This is a genomic window from Staphylococcus nepalensis, from assembly GCF_014635045.1.
Classification (GTDB): Bacteria; Bacillota; Bacilli; order Staphylococcales; family Staphylococcaceae; genus Staphylococcus; species Staphylococcus nepalensis.
In genome coordinates this window covers 94274-111242 of sequence record NZ_BMCF01000006.1, presented here as the reverse complement: position 1 = coordinate 111242, position 16969 = coordinate 94274, and the positions used below count along the sequence as shown (strand labels likewise).

Below are 16969 nucleotides of genomic sequence, written 5' to 3'. Positions count from 1 at the left end.
ACTATTCTCCCCCCAATACGCTATCAATATAAACACTAGGATTGTAGAAAGTTTCAGCAGCATCTTTAATAATTGGGTGTAAGAAATCAGCAGATAATCCGAATAATACAGAAATAGCAACTGAAACGACCGCTACTGCAAGCACCCCTTTATATTGAAGTTTAGGATTCACTTCATAACCTTCAGGTTCTCCAAAGAAACCTTTTAAGAAAATGCGAATGACAGAATAAAGTACTACAAGACTAGATAATAATACGATTATACCACTAATGTAGAAGCCTTTTTCAAAAGTGGCTTGAACAATATAATATTTTCCGTAAAAACCACTTAACGGCGGAATACCTGCTAAGCTTAATGCAGCGATAAAGAATGTCCACCCTAATACAGGATAATGTTTGATTAAGCCACCATATTGACGTAAATCATGCGTTTTTGTAATTTTATACATGACACCGATTAAGAAGAAAAGGGCTGCTTTAATGAGCATATCATGTAAAGTGTAATAGATTGCGCCCATCATGCCGGCTTGATTCATCATCGCAATTCCCACTAAGATGACACCTACGGCAACCATAATATTGTAAATGATGATTTTTTTAGTGTCGAAATAACTTACTGCTCCTACACAACCAAAAATAATTGTGAGTAACGCTAGAAATAAAATTGTGTATAGAGAAAAGTTTGATGACTCACCAAAGAATAGGCTCGCCGTTCTTGCAATCGCATATACACCAACCTTTGTTAACAATGCACCAAAGAATGCAATAATCGCTATTGGTGGAGCGTAATACGCGCCCGGTAGCCAAATGTACATTGGGAAAACACCTGCTTTAGTAGCAAAGACAAAGATGAACATAATAAAGATGATACTAATAATCCCTTTATCTTGCGCTGACAATTGGCTTAATTTTTCACTAATATCTGCCAAATTCAATGTACCAACGACTGAATAAAGCATGGCAACTGCAATAACAAAGAAAGCAGAGGATGTCACATTTACAAGTACATATTTAATTGTTTCACTTAATTGTACCTTCGTACCACCGATGACTAGCAATATGTAAGATGCCATTAAAAATACTTCGAAGAATACGAAAAGGTTGAAAATATCGCCTGTGATAAATGACCCTATAACACCTGTAAGCATAAACATAATTGCGAAATAGTAGTAATATGTTTCACGTTCAATACCTACGGATTGGTATGAATATAAAATAATCAACATTGTTACAATTAAACTAGTGATTACAAGTAGGGCACTAAATATATCAAGTACAAATACAATACTGTAAGGAGCCTCCCAAGAACCGAGTTCAAGTTTGATTGGTCCGTGTTTTAATACATTTTTTAAATTAATAAATGCAAAAATCAATGTGATTGCTGTACCTGATAAAGCAACGTAACGCTTTATTTTCGGGCGTTTACCAATGAATATGAGTGCGATAATGGTTAACATTGGTATGACGAGTAGTGAAATAATAAGGTTACTTTCTATCATCATCTAGCACTCCTTTCATGCTTTCTACGTTGTCTGTGCCCAATTCTTTATAACTTCTAAAAGCTAATACTAAGAAAAACGCTGTGACAGAAAAAGAAATGACTATTGCTGTTAATATAAGTGCTTGAGGGATGGGGTCCACATATGAAGTGATCCCTTTTTCATAAATAGGCACTTCACCTTTTTTAAGACCACCCATAGTTATTAAAAATAAATTGGCTGTATGTGTTTGTAAAGTAGTCCCAATAATGATACGAATCAAACTTTTAGAAAGAATGAGGTAGACGCTCATTGCAGTGAGAATACCACAAACAAAAATCATCACTATTTCCATTACTCATTCTCTCCAATCGCTAATATTATAGTCATTATTGTACCAACGACAGCACACAAAACACCTAAATCAAAAAAGGTCGCAGTATGCATTTCTATTGGTTTTAAAATTACTAATGGAATTTCAAAGGGTGTATGTGTAAAGAAGTTTTTATTGTATAACCAACTTGCCATTGGTGTGGCTAAACAAAAGAATAAGCCTATACCAATGAGTTTTTTGAAATCCCATGGATATATTTTGCGCATTGTCTTAATATCGAATGCGACAGAAATGATTACAAGTGAACTGGACAATAATAAGCCGCCAACGAAACCGCCGCCGGGTGTATAGTGTCCTGTTAAGAACAGATGTAAACCAAACATAACGATTAAGAAGAAAATCACAATTGCTGAATATTGGAAAATTAAATTATTCTTCTGTCTTTTCAATGTGAGTTCCTCCTTCATCATTTGATTTATTTTTATAACGAAGTTTAATCATTGTATAAACACCTAATCCGGCAATACCAAGCACTGAAGATTCAAATAATGTATCGGTACCACGGAAGTCAACGAGAATAACGTTAACCATGTTTGTTCCATGTGCCAAATCATATACATGATCTTTATAGAATTCGCCAATTGAACCAAAATGTCTATTACCATAGGCGATCAAACCTAATACAGTAACCACAAGGCCAGCACCTATGGCGATAATTGCGTTTAACCATTTATATGAAGGTGTTTCATTGTGTCGGTTTAAGTTTGGTAAATGATAGAAACATAATAAGAACAATGCTGTAGAAATCGACTCTACAACAAATTGTGTGAGTGCTAAGTCTGGTGCACCAAAGAAAATAAAGAAAATAGCTACTGCATAACCTACAGCACTCGCCATAATAATACTAAATAAGCGAGAACGAGCGAATATAATCATAGAAGCAGCCGTAATGATAATGACTACGATGATTAATTCAAATGGTCTTATTTCGCTAACATCTTTAAAATTGATACTGAACGGCGTTACTAGTAATGTCACAAGCGTGATAATGATTAATGATGCAAAAATCATTAATAAGTTATTACGTGTAAATCCTGTAACATATGTGTTTGTAAATTGGCTCGAAAAGCTTGGCGTAACCGCGCCTAATTTATTATACCAATAGTTGATTGTTAGTTTTGTAGGTTGCGCTTTTAATAAGCTAATCCAATAACCGAAACTAAAGATTAATAATATGCCAACTATATATATGCCTAATGTTGAGAAAAAGGCCGGCGTAAATCCGTGGAACATATGAAACTCAGCTGTTGTTCCTGTAGTGTGACTTATTGCGTTAACTGCAGGTTCAATAATCGATCCTGTCAATATTGAAGGGAAGAAACCAAAAACAATCACTAGTATTGCTAAAATACTCGGTGATATTAACATTAATTTTGAAACTTCATGAGCTGGCTTAGGTAATGAATCAGGTTTGTAACTACCTAAGAATATCTGTCCGATAAATCTAACAGAATAGACAAAAGTAAATACGCTGCCTAGGATAGCTACAATTGGAATAAGTATGCCAATACTATTTAAACTGAATATATTAGCATGTGTAACTTCAATCATACTTTCAAGGAATTTTTCTTTTGATAAGAATCCATTAAATGGTGGAATGCCTGCCATACTTAGTGATGTAATAATCGTGATTGTGAATGAAATTGGCATAATAGTGATTAAACCACCAAGTTTATTTACATCACGCGTCCCAGTACTATGATCTATAGCACCTGTTACCATAAACAAGGCACCTTTAAAAGTAGCATGGTTGATAAGATGAAACACAGCAGCCGTAAATGCAGCTACATAAATTTGGCTATCCGCACCTTCAAAATGGTAACTTACTGCACCAATGCCCAACATTGCCATAATCATACCTAATTGAGACACTGTTGAAAAAGCAAGAATGCCTTTTAAATCTTGCTGTTTTGTTGCGTTTAATGAGGCCCAGAATAACGTGATTAAGCCTACTGCGGTAATCGTCCAAATCCAGCCTTGAGAAAGTGCAAAGATTGGCGTCATACGGGCAACTAAGTAAAGACCTGCTTTAACCATTGTCGCTGAGTGTAAGTAAGCACTGACGGGCGTAGGAGCTTCCATAGCATCTGGTAACCAAACGTAGAATGGAAATTGGGCTGATTTTGTCATCGCGCCAATAATTACAAATATCATAGATAGTATAAAGAAAGGACTTGTTTGTATTTCTGACGCATTGCCAATTAACGTTTGAATACTTGTAGATCCGCCTGCAAGTGATAATAAGATGAGTCCACCAAGCAGTGAAAGGCCGCCTAGTACTGTGATGAGCATTGATTTTTGTGCCCCATAAATAGATGCTTGTTTCGTTCTCCAAAATGAAATTAGTAGAAAACTAGAAAAAGAAGTTAACTCCCAAAACAGATACAAAATAATAATGTTATCTGATAATACAACGCCTAACATGGCACCCATAAAAAGCAATAGGTAACAATAAAAATGACCTAATTGCTCTTGTCGACTTAAATAACTAATAGAATATAATACAATTAAGCTTCCAATACCAGTTATTAATAAACTGAATAGTAAGCCTAACCCATCAACGTATAAATCGAAATTCATGCCAAAGTGAGGCATCCAATTTGCTTTATGTACTACGTTATTTCCTGACATTGTAGTCGAAATGTCTGAAAGAAAATAAATAAATAAGACGACGGGGATAGGTAACACAAACCATCCTAAATGTATTCGCTTATATATGCGATATACAAATGGAATAATGAGTGCAAATATTAACGGTAATAAGACCGCTATATGTATCAAACTCATTATTTTATCCTCCTTTTAAAAAATAGTGTAAAGCCATTATACATGAATAACACTAATCTGAAAAACAACGCCAACCCTTGCAGAGCTTATATTTAAAGTTTATTTTAAATAAGAAGAAACAAGGTATTTTTATTCAAAAAATTTTTTATATTGGATTGAATAATCTTCCTTTAAACGGCTTAAATTCTCAAGTGACATTTTAGCAAAGGCTGTGTTTTCTGCTTTTAATTTACTTTCCAAATTTGAAATTGCGAGTTGCAAGGATGCTATATAAGGCATTTCCTCTACATTAAATGGTCTTAGTTTTGACTTAGATGTATAGCGTTTTTCAAATTGGCTTAAAGCTTTGCGCTCATGGAAAAATACATTTTCAGTTTCGTTTGGATGATGTAAATCACCTTGTTTTGGATGTTTAATAACTTGTTCAACTTGAACTAATACTTGGTTCTCGTCTTCTTCTTTGATTGAAACGCCATAACTTCCAGTTTTGTGTGCAAAACGATATAACATAATTCAATACTCCCTTCATTTTATGTTAGAATACATATATCATCTTAACATGAAATGGAGAATAAAAATGACGAACTATCCTCAGTTAAATTCAGAAGTAAATGAAAATGAAATAAAATTAGTAATGCATACAAATAAAGGTGATATGACTTTTAAACTATTACCTGACGTTGCACCCAAAACAGTAGAAAACTTTGTAACACACGCTAAAAATGGTTATTATAATGGTATTTCTTTCCACCGTGTTATCAATGATTTTATGGTTCAAGGTGGAGATCCAACTGCTAGTGGTATGGGCGGTGAAAGTATTTATGGTGGTCCTTTTGAAGATGAATTTTCATTAGAAGCCTTCAATTTATATGGTGCTTTATCTATGGCTAACTCAGGCCCGAATACAAACGGTTCGCAGTTCTTTATCGTTCAAATGAAAGAAGTGCCTGAGTCTATGCTAAGTCAACTTGCAGATGGTGGATGGCCAGAACCAATTGTCAAAGCTTATGGAGAAAAAGGTGGTACGCCTTGGTTAGATCAAAAACATACAGTATTTGGTCAATTGATAGATGGAGAAGCAACATTAGAAGATATCGCAGCTACTAAAGTCGGACCTCAAGATAAACCATTGCATGACATCACAATCGATTCTATAGACGTGGTTGAGAAATAAAAACAAATATTACAATAAGTGCAATGATTTGAACATAGAATAATATCAGTTATGGGTTGGTTTCAATGTTGTATCATATACAAATCAAATAATAGATGGCATAGTGTTGATATAATCATGGGTGTTTTATAACCGTTGCAAAACGTTAAAACAGTTTCAATCAATTTATAGTTATGCTTTTGAAGGTTATAAAATTATAACATCTGCTTGAAAAATATGAACCCGACTTTGAATGTATAAAAAATATAAAGTATGAAAATTAAGTCTGGATGCAGAGAAACTTTTTGTTGTTTTTACTGCATTCAGACTTTTTTAATTTTATTGTCAAAAATAAAAGAATTAATAAATACATCCCCATGTGCTGTAAGAGCTTTCATAAATGCATTCGATTCTCATTTAACGTTGGCTATTTTACTTTATTTCTAAATAAATCGTGAAATTTTTCTAGGTAATGTTAGTACCTTAAGAGGATTTATGCTATCATGAACTTGTTAAGTAAAACGAATTAAGGGGTTATCACGTTGAATAATCACTATAAAGTAGGTCAACATATTAAAGTTCGTGTGACTGGTATTCAACCGTATGGCGCTTTTGTAGAAACCCCTGACAATACTGAAGGATTAATCCATATTTCTGAAATTATGGATGACTACGTCCACAATTTAAAAAAGTTTTTATCGGAAGGACAAATTGTAAAAGCGAAAGTAATATCAATTGATGAAGAAGGTAAGTTAAATCTTTCTTTAAAAGATAATGACTATTTTAAAAACTATGAACGTAAAAAAGAAAAACAATCAGTATTAGATGAAATTAAAGAAACCGAGAAATATGGGTTTCAAACAATTAAAGAACGCTTACCGGTTTGGATTAAACAGTCCAAAGACGCGATTAAAGATGAGCGATCATCTTTTAAAAAATACTAACATCTTCATTGAAGATGTTAGTATTTTTTATATAACAGTAAATTGTTCTATATGAGTTGCACGCGTAATATGAAAAATCATAAAATTATATGCGTGAGCATATAGTTTTATATTTGAATTTAAGGCAGTTAGAATTAAAGTACTTAAAGTGATGATATTACGACACTTTAGTATTTTTGAATTTTAGGAGGATTTAATTTAATGAATAAAAAATTTCAACCATTATTTGAAAAATTAAAATTACCAAATAATGTAACATTAGATAATCGATTTGTGCTCGCCCCTTTAACACATGTTTCATCCAATGATGATGGAACAATTTCAAATGAAGAAGTTGTCTATATGGAACAACGTTCAAAAGACGTTGGTTTAGCTATTTCAGCAGCAAGTAATGTGACGGATTTAGGTAAAGCTTTCCCTGGACAACCTTCTGTAGCACATGATTCTAATCTTGAAGGTTTAAAACGATTGGCAAAAGCAATGAAGAAAAACGGTGCAAAAGCAGTCGTTCAAATTCATCATGGTGGCGCGCAATCATTACCTAATTTAACGCCTAATGGTGACGTTGCGGCACCAAGCCCTATATCATTAAAAAGTTTTGGTGAACAAGAAGAACACCATGCGCGTGAAATTACTGAAGATGAAATTGAAACAACAATCAAAGCATTTGGTGAAGCTACACGAAGAGTAATTGAAGCAGGCTTTGATGGTGTTGAAATACACGGTGCCAATCACTATTTAATTCATCAATTTGTTTCTCCTTATTATAACCGTCGTAATGATGAATGGGGAGAAAATCGCTATCAATTTGCTTTACGTGTGGTGGATGAAGTAGCAGAAACTGCTAAAACGCACGGCAATGAAGATTTTATCGTTGGTTATAGATTTTCTCCTGAAGAAGCTGAATCACCAGGCATAAGTATGGAAATAACGGAAAAATTAATTAAAAAATTAATTGAAAAACCATTAGATTATTTACATGTATCATTAATGGATATTCACTCAAAAACACGTGAAGGTCAATATAAAGGACAAGAGCGTATTAAATTAATTTTAGATTGGATTAATGGACGTATGCCGCTGGTAGGTATCGGGTCAATTTTCACTGCTGAACAAGCGATTGAAGCGATTGAATCAACAGGCGTAGAACTTGTTGCATTAGGAAGAGAAATTTTATTAGATTATAATTTTGTAAGTAAAATTAGAGAGGGCAAAGAAGATGAAATTATATCTCAATTTGACCCTAATAGAGCAGATAAACATCATTTACCACCGAACTTGTGGGAACAATTTAATAATGGCTTTTACCCATTACCAAGAACTGACAATAAATAAAAGTAGTTCAATGATGTTCTAAAGCATATAAAACACACTAGCGATAAGCCATGAAGAAACCTATCATGATAGGTTTCTTCATGGCTATTTTTTATCATTATCGTAAAAATAAAGGTTAAGGGATGACTATATGTCAAATAGGATATTGGTAAGATGAGCAAATGATTTTAGAAAATATATTTCTGTTTGTATGCTTATTAAGCTTTACCATACAAGGTTTACGCGTATCGATTTGATAATCCATTTTTAAATTTTTTTGTTTAGGATATAGCTTTTATTCATAGTATATGAATAGCTAATGTGGGTTAGATTAGATAGCGATAAATTTAATTTAAGAAAATGGTTAAATTTATTGAAATTGACTTGTGCAAACAGTTAGAAATGTGTCATTATATTATTGTAAGGGCTTACATTATATTAGTGGTTTTATAAACATAGCATTTAAAACTTGAGTTGTAAGTTTTGAATTTACGATTTTATAGCATTTTCGGAAAATAGTTTTCGAAAGTTAATAAATACGTTATGCTATGAATAAGTATTGCCAATTAATCATTATATTTCAATTCACACAAAGGGGAGATATTATGTCAAGATCAGAAGAAATCATTGAATTAACAAACCACTATGGTGCTCATAATTATGTACCACTTCCAATTGTTATTTCAGAAGCTGAAGGCGTATGGGTTAAAGACCCGGAAGGAAATAAATATATGGATATGTTATCTGCTTATTCTGCAGTAAACCAAGGGCATAGACATCCTAAAATTATCCAAGCGTTAAAAGATCAAGCAGATAAAGTGACTTTAGTATCGCGTGCATTCCATAGTGATAATTTAGGCGAATGGTATGAAAAAATTTGTAAGTTAGCTGGTAAAGAGAAAGCTTTACCAATGAATACAGGCGCAGAAGCAGTTGAAACAGCATTGAAAGCTGCACGTCGTTGGGCTTATGATGTAAAACAAATTGAACCAGATAAAGCTGAAATTATAGCATTCAATGGTAACTTCCATGGTCGTACAATGGCACCCGTATCATTATCATCTGAACCAGAATATCAGCGCGGTTATGGTCCTTTATTAGACGGTTTCCGTAAAGTTGAATTTGGTAACATAGATGCAGTTAAAAAAGCAATCAATGAAAATACAGCAGCTATTTTAATCGAGCCTATACAAGGAGAAGCTGGTATTAATGTACCGCCTGAAGGCTATTTAAAAGAAATTAGAGCATTATGTGATGAACATAACGTTTTATTTATCGCTGATGAAATTCAAGCAGGACTTGGACGTTCAGGTAAATTATTTGCTACTGATTGGGATAACGTTAAACCGGATGTTTATATTTTAGGCAAAGCGCTAGGTGGTGGTGTGTTTCCAATTTCAGTTGTACTTGCAGATGAAGAAGTATTAGGTGTATTTACACCTGGCTCTCACGGTTCAACATTTGGGGGGAATCCTTTAGCTTGTGCTGTATCTATTGCAGCATTAGACGTTTTAGTAGATGAAGATTTAGCAGGTCGTTCATTAGAATTAGGCGAGTATTTTAAATCAGAATTAGAAAAAATTGAACATCCATCTATTAAAGAAGTACGCGGTCGCGGATTATTTATTGGTATAGAGTTAAATGAAAATGCTAGACCATACTGCGAGAAGCTAAAAGAAGCAGGTTTATTATGTAAAGAAACCCATGATACCGTGATTAGATTTGCACCGCCGCTGATCATTTCTAAAGAAGAATTAGACTTTGCAATAGACAAAGTAAACAGTGTTTTTAAATAAAATCAATGTTCTGTAACTTAAGTTTTGAAAACCCTTTAAAAAGCAAAATCTTATGTTACAATTATCGTGAAAGCGAAATCATTAGTAACGAAAAAGAGGCGAAATGAATCATGACTGAGAATAATAATTTAGTTACTTCTACGCAACAAATTATTAAAGAAGCATTGCATAAATTGGGATTTGATGATGGTATGTATGACTTAGTAAAGGAACCATTAAGATTCCTTGAAGTACGTATCCCTGTACGTATGGATGATGGGACCGTCCAAACATTCAAAGGGTATCGTGCTCAACATAATGATGCTGTTGGACCAACAAAAGGTGGGGTACGTTTCCATCCCGATGTAGATGTTGAAGAAGTTAAAGCATTATCTATGTGGATGACATTAAAATGTGGCATCGTGGATTTACCATACGGTGGCGGTAAAGGTGGAATCATTTGTGATCCAAGACAAATGAGTATTCATGAAGTTGAACGTCTATCTCGTGGGTATGTTCGTGCGATATCTCAATTTGTTGGACCTACAAAAGATATCCCAGCACCAGATGTATTTACTAACTCACAAATTATGGCTTGGATGATGGACGAATATAGTTCATTAGATAAATTTAATTCACCAGGATTTATCACTGGGAAGCCTATTGTTTTAGGTGGTTCACAAGGACGCGATCGTTCTACAGCATTAGGCGTTGTGATTGCTATTGAACAAGCAGCTAAACGTAGAGGTTTAAACCTTAAAGGGGCGCGTATTGTTATTCAAGGTTTTGGTAATGCGGGGAGTTTCTTATCCAAATTCCTTTACGATATGGGTGCGAAAATCGTTGGTATCTCAGATGCTTATGGTGCACTACATGACCCAGATGGTTTGGATATAGATTATCTTTTAGATAGAAGAGATAGTTTTGGTACAGTTACAAACTTATTCGATGACACAATTTCTAACAAAGCATTGTTTGAACTTGATTGTGATATTCTTGTGCCAGCAGCAATTGCTAACCAAATCACAGAAGATAATGCAAATGATATTAAAGCAGATATCGTTGTTGAAGCGGCTAATGGCCCTACAACACCAGCTGGTACACGTATCTTAACAGAACGTGGTAAATTGCTTGTACCTGATGTGTTAGCAAGTGCTGGCGGTGTTACAGTTTCTTACTTCGAATGGGTTCAAAATAACCAAGGTTATTATTGGTCAGAAGAAGAAGTGAATACGAAATTACGTGAGAAACTAATCACAGCTTTCGATACCATTTACGAATTATCTCAAAACAGAAAAATAGATATGCGCTTAGCAGCATATATTATTGGTATTAAACGTACTGCTGAAGCTGCACGTTACCGTGGTTGGGCTTAATTAATCAATGATTGAAATTAAATAAAAAGTAGATGAAGTTCTATTAATAAAGTGAACTTCGTCTACTTTTTTGTTTGCATTAATCTTTGTTGTGCTGTCGTCCATCATCTTGTATAACTTGTTTATATAAATCAGGATAATTGGTGAAAACACCATCAACACCATATTGGTTTAAACGATACATATCCTCTTTGTTATTGACTGTAAATGGATGAACTAATAAGCTGGCGCGTTTAAGATTCTTTACATTTTGTTCAGTTAAATCTGTAAATTCAGGACCTACACCAATGGCATATTGTCTGATTTGATTGAAATCTTTTTGTGATAGACGTGGTAATTCACCTTTATCTAACAATCTTATTAATGGTATATTGCTATTTAAACGATGTAATTTAGTTAAACTTTCAACTGAAAATGATTGTATTAATACATGACCATTGTTAAGCGAGTGTTTATTGAGCAAATGGTGAGCATCCAGTGCTTCCAGTACTGCTTCTTCCATGCCTGGATAAACATCAGGTGATTTGGTTTCAATATAATAATTAGCATCTGGGCCATAACGTTCTAATATTTCATTAAATGTAGGAATTTTAGCATCTTTATAGTTTGAATTAGCGTATTTTGGGTTTTGAGCATTAAATTTACTACCTGCATCTAATTGTTTTAATTCTTCGAGCGTATAAGCATCAACTCTTCCAGTGCCATTTGTGGTTCTATCTACTGTTTCATCATGCATCGCTACTAGGTGCCCGTCTTTTGTCATTTGTAAGTCGATTTCAATATAGGATGCGCCTATGGCATTGTGGCTTTTATCATACGAGAAAAAGGTGTGTTCTGGGGCATACCCACTTGCACCCCTATGCGCGATTGTTGTGTATTGTTCGCCAGTCAGATTATGTACGTTATTTGAGTTATACGAGTTATGAGATGTCTGGTTTGAAGTTGAAGCGTTGCTGGTATTACTACCACTAGCTTCGATTATCGATGTAGTTGTTATGAGGGACAGGGACGTAATTGCAATACTAGTTGTAATCACTTTATTTAGGCTTTTCAAAATGAGGTCACTCCTTGGTATGTATTTACATATCAACCGTACAAAATAAAATGACATATGAGAATGAAATTTACGATATTAAAATTTAAAATTTATAAAATTAACACTTTTATAACGATTTGTTAAATTATTTAAAAAACTTTATAAAATAAAACAATAAAACAAAGGGCACTTTGATTTTTCAATCATATTGAATCATGTTCAAGTAAAATGCGATGAAATGTATAAAGAACGTATTTTGTAAAAAAGCCTGTAAGTTAATTCACTTAATTAACTTACAGGCTTTATCTTAGGCATATTAATTTGTATTGTACTGCTGTTTAATTACTGATAACTGATGTTTTACAGAAGCTTGACCAGTTGATCCATAACTGATACGACGGCTTACGCAATTTTCAGGTTTTAAGTAATCATAAATATCTGATTCAATGCTTTCGTGTGCTTCTTGATATTGATTTAATGGCACGTCTAATAAATAAATATCGTGTTGAATAGCCCATAATACCATTTTTCCAACAATTTCATGTGCTGTTCTGAAGGGCACACCTTTATTAACGAGATAATCAGCAAGCTCAGTTGCATTTGAAAAATCATTATAAACAGTTTGTTGTAAGTATTCCACATTTACTGTCATTGTGTCTATCATACCTTCGAAAATGCGAAGAGAGCCTTTGATAGTATGAATTGCGTCAAACAGTCCTTCTTTATCTTCTTGCATATCTTTGTTATAAGCAAGAGGTAAACCTTTGAGCGTCATTAGCATACTCATCAAGTTTCCTGTCGTACGACCAACCTTGCCTCTAATTAATTCAGCCATATCAGGGTTTTTCTTTTGTGGCATAATGGAAGAGCCAGTTGAAAACGCGTCTGATAAGGTTATAAAATGTGCTTCGGCAGATGACCAAAAAATAATTTCTTCAGCAAAACGAGATAGGTGAACCATCGTCAGTGAAATATTATGCAATGTTTCTACAATATAATCTCTATCACTTACAGCATCCATACTATTTTCGTAAATAGAACTAAAGTTTAATAAAGATTGTGTTTCATGACGATCGATGGGATAGGTTGTTCCACTTAGTGCAGCGGCACCAAGTGGGGAAATATCGATTCGTTTTAAGCTATCTTCAAAACGTGATTTGTCTCTATTTAACATCCAATAATAAGTGAGGACGTGATGTGCGAATGAAATAGGTTGTGCTCTTTGTAAGTGCGTATAACCAGGCATAATGGTATCCACGTGTTGTTCCGCTATATCGACAATGGTTTGTTTAAAACTGTCGATTAACTCAATAATTTTTGTAACTTCTTCTTTGGTATACAGATGCATATCAGTAGCTACTTGATCATTTCTGCTTCGGCCAGTATGCAATCTACCACCTGCGTCACCAATACGTTTGATTAATTCATGTTCTATATTGAGATGGATATCTTCTAAAGAAACATCTAGTGATAAATTACCTTCTTCATAATCTTTTAAAATATCTTTTAAGCCATTAATAATTTGATGGCAGTCATCATCAGATATAATGTTTTGTTTGGCTAACATTGTGGCATGAGCAATGCTTCCTTGCACATCATATTGAATGAGTGCTTTATCAAAATGGACTGAAGCATTAAACGCATCAACCCAGTCTTCAGGTTGTTCACTAAATCTTCCACCCCAAGCTTTCTTACTCATTTAAGTAACCACCATGTAACATAGAATTGACTTTAGTTGGTAGACCAAAGATATCAATGAATCCGACTGCTGAGGCTTGGTTAAATGCATCTTCTTTTGTATAAGTTGCTAATTTTTCGTTATATAATGTATGTGGTGATTTTCTTCCATTTACAATTGCATTTCCTTTGAATAATTTAACACGTACTTCACCAGAAACGAACGCTTGTGTACTATCTACAAATGCTTTTAAGCTATCTGTTAAAGGTGAGAACCAAAGACCATTATATATTTGTTCTGAAAATTGCTTTTCAATTACTGGTTTGAAATGTGCTACATCTTTAGTTAAAGTAATCGTTTCAAGTGCTTTGTGTGCTTTTAAAATGACTTCTGCTGCTGGTGTTTCATAAACTTCTCTTGATTTAATACCCACTAATCTATTTTCTACATGATCGATTCTACCAATACCATGTTTACCAGCAAGCTTATTTAATTCTAATATTAATTGGCTTAATGTATAAGTTTCTCCATTAAATGATGTTGGAATCCCTTTTTCAAAGGTTAATACAATTTCATCCGCTTCATCTGGCGTATCTTCAATTTCTTGTGTTAAATCAAATGCGTCTTTTGGTGGTGCTGCGTAAGGATCTTCCAAAATACCACATTCATTACTTCTTCCCCATAAGTTTTGGTCGATTGAATATGGAGAGTCATGTTGGATTGGAACTGGAATATTATGCTTTAATGCATAATCAATTTCTTCTTCACGACTCCAAGCCCATTCTCTTACCGGGGCAAATACTTTTAAATCAGGGTCTAAAGCTTTAATTGCTACTTCAAAACGCACTTGATCATTGCCTTTACCAGTACAACCATGGGCAATACCTACAGCGTTAGTTTTGCTAGCAATTTCTACTAATTTTTTTGAAATTAAAGGTCTTGATAGTGCAGAAACAAGTGGGTAAGTACCTTCATACATTAAATTTCCTTTAATTGCATATGAAACAAAGTCATTACTAAATTCTTCAGTAGCATCAATAATATGACATTCAACTGCCCCCATGTCTAATGCTTTTTGATAAACTAAATCCAAATCTTTTCCTTCACCGACATCTAAACAACAAGCGACAATGTCATAACCTTTATCAATCAACCATTTTACTGCCACACTTGTATCTAATCCGCCGGAATATGCTAATACGATTTTCTCTTTCATAATTACACCTCTATTGAAAATTTTTATTTGTTAGTTATAAATTTGATATTAGTAAGTATAGCAGATTAAAAATGAAAATAAAACCATTTTTATACATAAATATGCAAAAACTTGAAATTTCTAAAAATGTATAATTTGGTTTTATGATTGTGATAGCGTTGGTATAATATTTGCCTTTGTTTCTTATAATGTATATAATATTGAATATAACAATTGATGGAATTGTTATAATTTTAAAACAATATAAACTAAATGATTTATAGAAAAATTTGATTTATAGGCTAGTTGTTTGAATAGTAAAAATAAACTTAGTAAAATATTAGTGAAATCAAAAACACTGGAGGCAATTTAGATGACTCATATTCAATTAGATTATGGTAAAACTTTAGAATTTTTCGGCGAACATGAATTACAGCAACAAAAAGATATTGTTAAATCAATTCATAAAACGATTCATGAAGGAACAGGCGCTGGCAGTGATTTCTTAGGTTGGATTGACTTGCCTGTAAATTATGATAAAGAAGAATTTTCACGCATTTTAGATGCTTCTAAACGTGTTAAAGAAAATTCAGACGTATTTGTTGTAATTGGTATTGGTGGTTCATATTTAGGTGCACGTGCTGCAATTGAAATGCTAACACCTGCATTTAGAAATAGTGATGAATACCCTGAAATTGTCTTTGTAGGTAATCATCTATCTTCAACATATACACAAGAATTAATTAACTATTTAGATGGAAAAGATTTTTCAGTTAATGTTATTTCAAAATCTGGTACGACTACGGAACCAGCAGTTTCATTTAGATTATTTAAACAAATTTTAGAAAATAAATATGGTAAAGAAGAAGCAAAACAACGTATTTTTGCAACAACAGATAAAGAAAAAGGTGCGTTGAAACAATTAGCGACAAATGAAGGTTATGAAACATTTGTAGTGCCAGACGACATTGGTGGCCGTTACTCAGTATTAACTGCAGTTGGCTTATTACCAATTGCAGTAGCAGGTATTGATATTGAAGCTATGATGAGCGGTGCTGCTAAAGCACGAGAAGAACTTTCTTCTGAAAACTTAGAAGATAACATTGCATATCAATATGCTAGTATCCGTAATATTTTATATGCAAAAGGTTACGATACAGAAATGTTAATTAATTACGAACCTTCAATGCAATATTTCAATGAATGGTGGAAACAATTATTTGGTGAATCAGAAGGTAAAGATTACAAAGGCATCTATCCATCCAGTGCTAATTATACAACTGATTTACACTCACTTGGCCAATATGTACAAGAAGGCCGTCGTTTCTTATTTGAAACTGTAGTAAAAGTGAACGAGCCAAAACACAGCATTACTATTGAAGAAGATAGTGATAATCTAGATGGTTTAAACTACTTGGCTGGTAAAACAATTGATGAAGTTAATACAAAAGCATTCGAAGGTACGCTATTAGCTCATACCGACGGCGGCGTTCCAAATGTTGTTATTAATATTCCTCAATTGGATGAAGAAACATTCGGCTATATCGTGTACTTCTTTGAAATGGCGTGTGCAATGAGCGGGTATCAATTAGGCGTAAACCCATTTAATCAACCTGGCGTTGAAGCATATAAACAAAATATGTTTGCTTTATTAGGTAAGCCAGGATTTGAAGATAAAAAAGAAGCATTAGAAAAACGTTTATAATTTTATTTAGCAAAATTGAATGTATCAATTTGATTCAGTGAGAAGTTTGTATGGGCGTGTATTTCAAGTTTCTTACTTAAATGGTTGGTAGGTGATTAGTCCTGAAAATAGCGTTAAATTAAAAGGAGAATTTCA

The 16969-nt window shown here is 33.5% G+C and carries 14 protein-coding genes; 6 read left to right on the top strand and 8 right to left on the bottom strand.

Going from position 1 to position 16969, the window contains the following annotated elements:
* Position 1: 1 nt before the first annotated feature.
* The 5 genes from IEU88_RS09745 to kapB all read right to left on the bottom strand — a co-directional run bounded on the left by IEU88_RS09745 (position 2) and on the right by kapB (position 5168).
* Positions 2–1498 carry a Na+/H+ antiporter subunit D gene (locus IEU88_RS09745; protein ID WP_096810518.1) on the bottom strand — a complete coding sequence of 499 codons (1497 nt, stop codon included), beginning with the start codon at positions 1496–1498 and terminating at the stop codon, positions 2–4.
* Positions 1485–1832 carry a Na+/H+ antiporter Mnh1 subunit C gene (gene mnhC1 / locus IEU88_RS09740; protein ID WP_096810517.1) on the bottom strand — a complete coding sequence of 116 codons (348 nt, stop codon included), beginning with the start codon at positions 1830–1832 and terminating at the stop codon, positions 1485–1487. Before mnhC1 ends, IEU88_RS09745 begins: the two co-directional genes overlap by 14 nt.
* The gene (locus IEU88_RS09735) at positions 1832–2260 is read right to left on the bottom strand and encodes a Na(+)/H(+) antiporter subunit B (RefSeq protein ID WP_096810516.1); all 429 of its coding nucleotides are present in this window, start codon (positions 2258–2260) and stop codon (positions 1832–1834) included. The genes mnhC1 and IEU88_RS09735 overlap by 1 nt, the downstream gene beginning before the upstream one ends.
* Positions 2241–4658, bottom strand: coding sequence for a Na+/H+ antiporter subunit A (locus IEU88_RS09730; protein ID WP_096810515.1), 2418 nt, complete (start codon positions 4656–4658; stop codon positions 2241–2243). The genes IEU88_RS09735 and IEU88_RS09730 overlap by 20 nt, the downstream gene beginning before the upstream one ends.
* Before the next feature lie 129 nt (positions 4659–4787).
* On the bottom strand, positions 4788–5168 hold the full coding sequence (gene kapB / locus IEU88_RS09725) for a sporulation phosphorelay system protein KapB (RefSeq protein WP_096810514.1): 381 nt from the start codon (positions 5166–5168) through the stop codon (positions 4788–4790).
* Between the two features lie 67 nt (positions 5169–5235).
* On the opposite strand from kapB, the gene IEU88_RS09720 reads away from it, so the two are divergent.
* The 5 genes from IEU88_RS09720 to IEU88_RS09700 all read left to right on the top strand — a co-directional run bounded on the left by IEU88_RS09720 (position 5236) and on the right by IEU88_RS09700 (position 11220).
* Positions 5236–5832, top strand: coding sequence for a peptidylprolyl isomerase (locus tag IEU88_RS09720; protein ID WP_096810513.1), 597 nt, complete (start codon positions 5236–5238; stop codon positions 5830–5832).
* 521 nt (positions 5833–6353) lie between these two features.
* Positions 6354–6755 carry a S1 domain-containing post-transcriptional regulator Ygs gene (gene ygs / locus IEU88_RS09715; protein WP_096810512.1) on the top strand — a complete coding sequence of 134 codons (402 nt, stop codon included), beginning with the start codon at positions 6354–6356 and terminating at the stop codon, positions 6753–6755.
* A gap of 201 nt (positions 6756–6956) precedes the next feature.
* Positions 6957–8090, top strand: a complete 1134-nt coding sequence (locus tag IEU88_RS09710) for an NADH-dependent flavin oxidoreductase (protein WP_103373618.1) — start codon at positions 6957–6959, stop codon at positions 8088–8090.
* A 584-nt stretch (positions 8091–8674) separates the two neighbouring features.
* Positions 8675–9865 carry an ornithine--oxo-acid transaminase gene (locus tag IEU88_RS09705; protein WP_096810510.1) on the top strand — a complete coding sequence of 397 codons (1191 nt, stop codon included), beginning with the start codon at positions 8675–8677 and terminating at the stop codon, positions 9863–9865.
* A gap of 110 nt (positions 9866–9975) precedes the next feature.
* Entirely contained in the window at positions 9976–11220 is a 1245-nt protein-coding gene (locus IEU88_RS09700) for a Glu/Leu/Phe/Val family dehydrogenase (protein ID WP_096810509.1), read from the top strand.
* Between the two features lie 79 nt (positions 11221–11299).
* Here IEU88_RS09700 and IEU88_RS09695 read toward each other — a convergent pair whose 3' ends face one another.
* The 3 genes from IEU88_RS09695 to IEU88_RS09685 form a co-directional block, all read right to left on the bottom strand.
* Positions 11300–12274: a glycerophosphodiester phosphodiesterase gene (locus tag IEU88_RS09695; protein ID WP_103373032.1), complete on the bottom strand. Its 975-nt coding sequence runs from the start codon at positions 12272–12274 to the stop codon at positions 11300–11302.
* A 298-nt stretch (positions 12275–12572) separates the two neighbouring features.
* Entirely contained in the window at positions 12573–13955 is a 1383-nt protein-coding gene (gene argH / locus IEU88_RS09690) for an argininosuccinate lyase (protein WP_103373033.1), read from the bottom strand.
* Positions 13948–15150, bottom strand: a complete 1203-nt coding sequence (locus tag IEU88_RS09685) for an argininosuccinate synthase (RefSeq protein WP_096810506.1) — start codon at positions 15148–15150, stop codon at positions 13948–13950. Before IEU88_RS09685 ends, argH begins: the two co-directional genes overlap by 8 nt.
* Positions 15151–15502: 352 nt before the next feature.
* On the opposite strand from IEU88_RS09685, the gene IEU88_RS09680 reads away from it, so the two are divergent.
* Positions 15503–16834, top strand: a complete 1332-nt coding sequence (locus tag IEU88_RS09680) for a glucose-6-phosphate isomerase (RefSeq protein ID WP_103372898.1) — start codon at positions 15503–15505, stop codon at positions 16832–16834.
* Positions 16835–16969: the final 135 nt, after the last annotated feature.

Excerpts from the sequence above, each read along its gene's own strand:
- IEU88_RS09745 (WP_096810518.1), bottom strand. The coding sequence starts at position 1,498 with ATGATAGAAAGTAACCTTATTATTTCACTACTCGTCATACCAATGTTA.
- mnhC1 (WP_096810517.1), bottom strand. The coding sequence starts at position 1,832 with ATGGAAATAGTGATGATTTTTGTTTGTGGTATTCTCACTGCAATGAGC.
- IEU88_RS09730 (WP_096810515.1), bottom strand. The coding sequence starts at position 4,658 with ATGAGTTTGATACATATAGCGGTCTTATTACCGTTAATATTTGCACTC.
- kapB (WP_096810514.1), bottom strand. The coding sequence starts at position 5,168 with ATGTTATATCGTTTTGCACACAAAACTGGAAGTTATGGCGTTTCAATC.
- IEU88_RS09720 (WP_096810513.1), top strand. The coding sequence starts at position 5,236 with ATGACGAACTATCCTCAGTTAAATTCAGAAGTAAATGAAAATGAAATA.
- IEU88_RS09710 (WP_103373618.1), top strand. The coding sequence starts at position 6,957 with ATGAATAAAAAATTTCAACCATTATTTGAAAAATTAAAATTACCAAAT.
- IEU88_RS09705 (WP_096810510.1), top strand. The coding sequence starts at position 8,675 with ATGTCAAGATCAGAAGAAATCATTGAATTAACAAACCACTATGGTGCT.
- IEU88_RS09700 (WP_096810509.1), top strand. The coding sequence starts at position 9,976 with ATGACTGAGAATAATAATTTAGTTACTTCTACGCAACAAATTATTAAA.
- argH (WP_103373033.1), bottom strand. The coding sequence starts at position 13,955 with ATGAGTAAGAAAGCTTGGGGTGGAAGATTTAGTGAACAACCTGAAGAC.
- IEU88_RS09685 (WP_096810506.1), bottom strand. The coding sequence starts at position 15,150 with ATGAAAGAGAAAATCGTATTAGCATATTCCGGCGGATTAGATACAAGT.
- IEU88_RS09680 (WP_103372898.1), top strand. The coding sequence starts at position 15,503 with ATGACTCATATTCAATTAGATTATGGTAAAACTTTAGAATTTTTCGGC.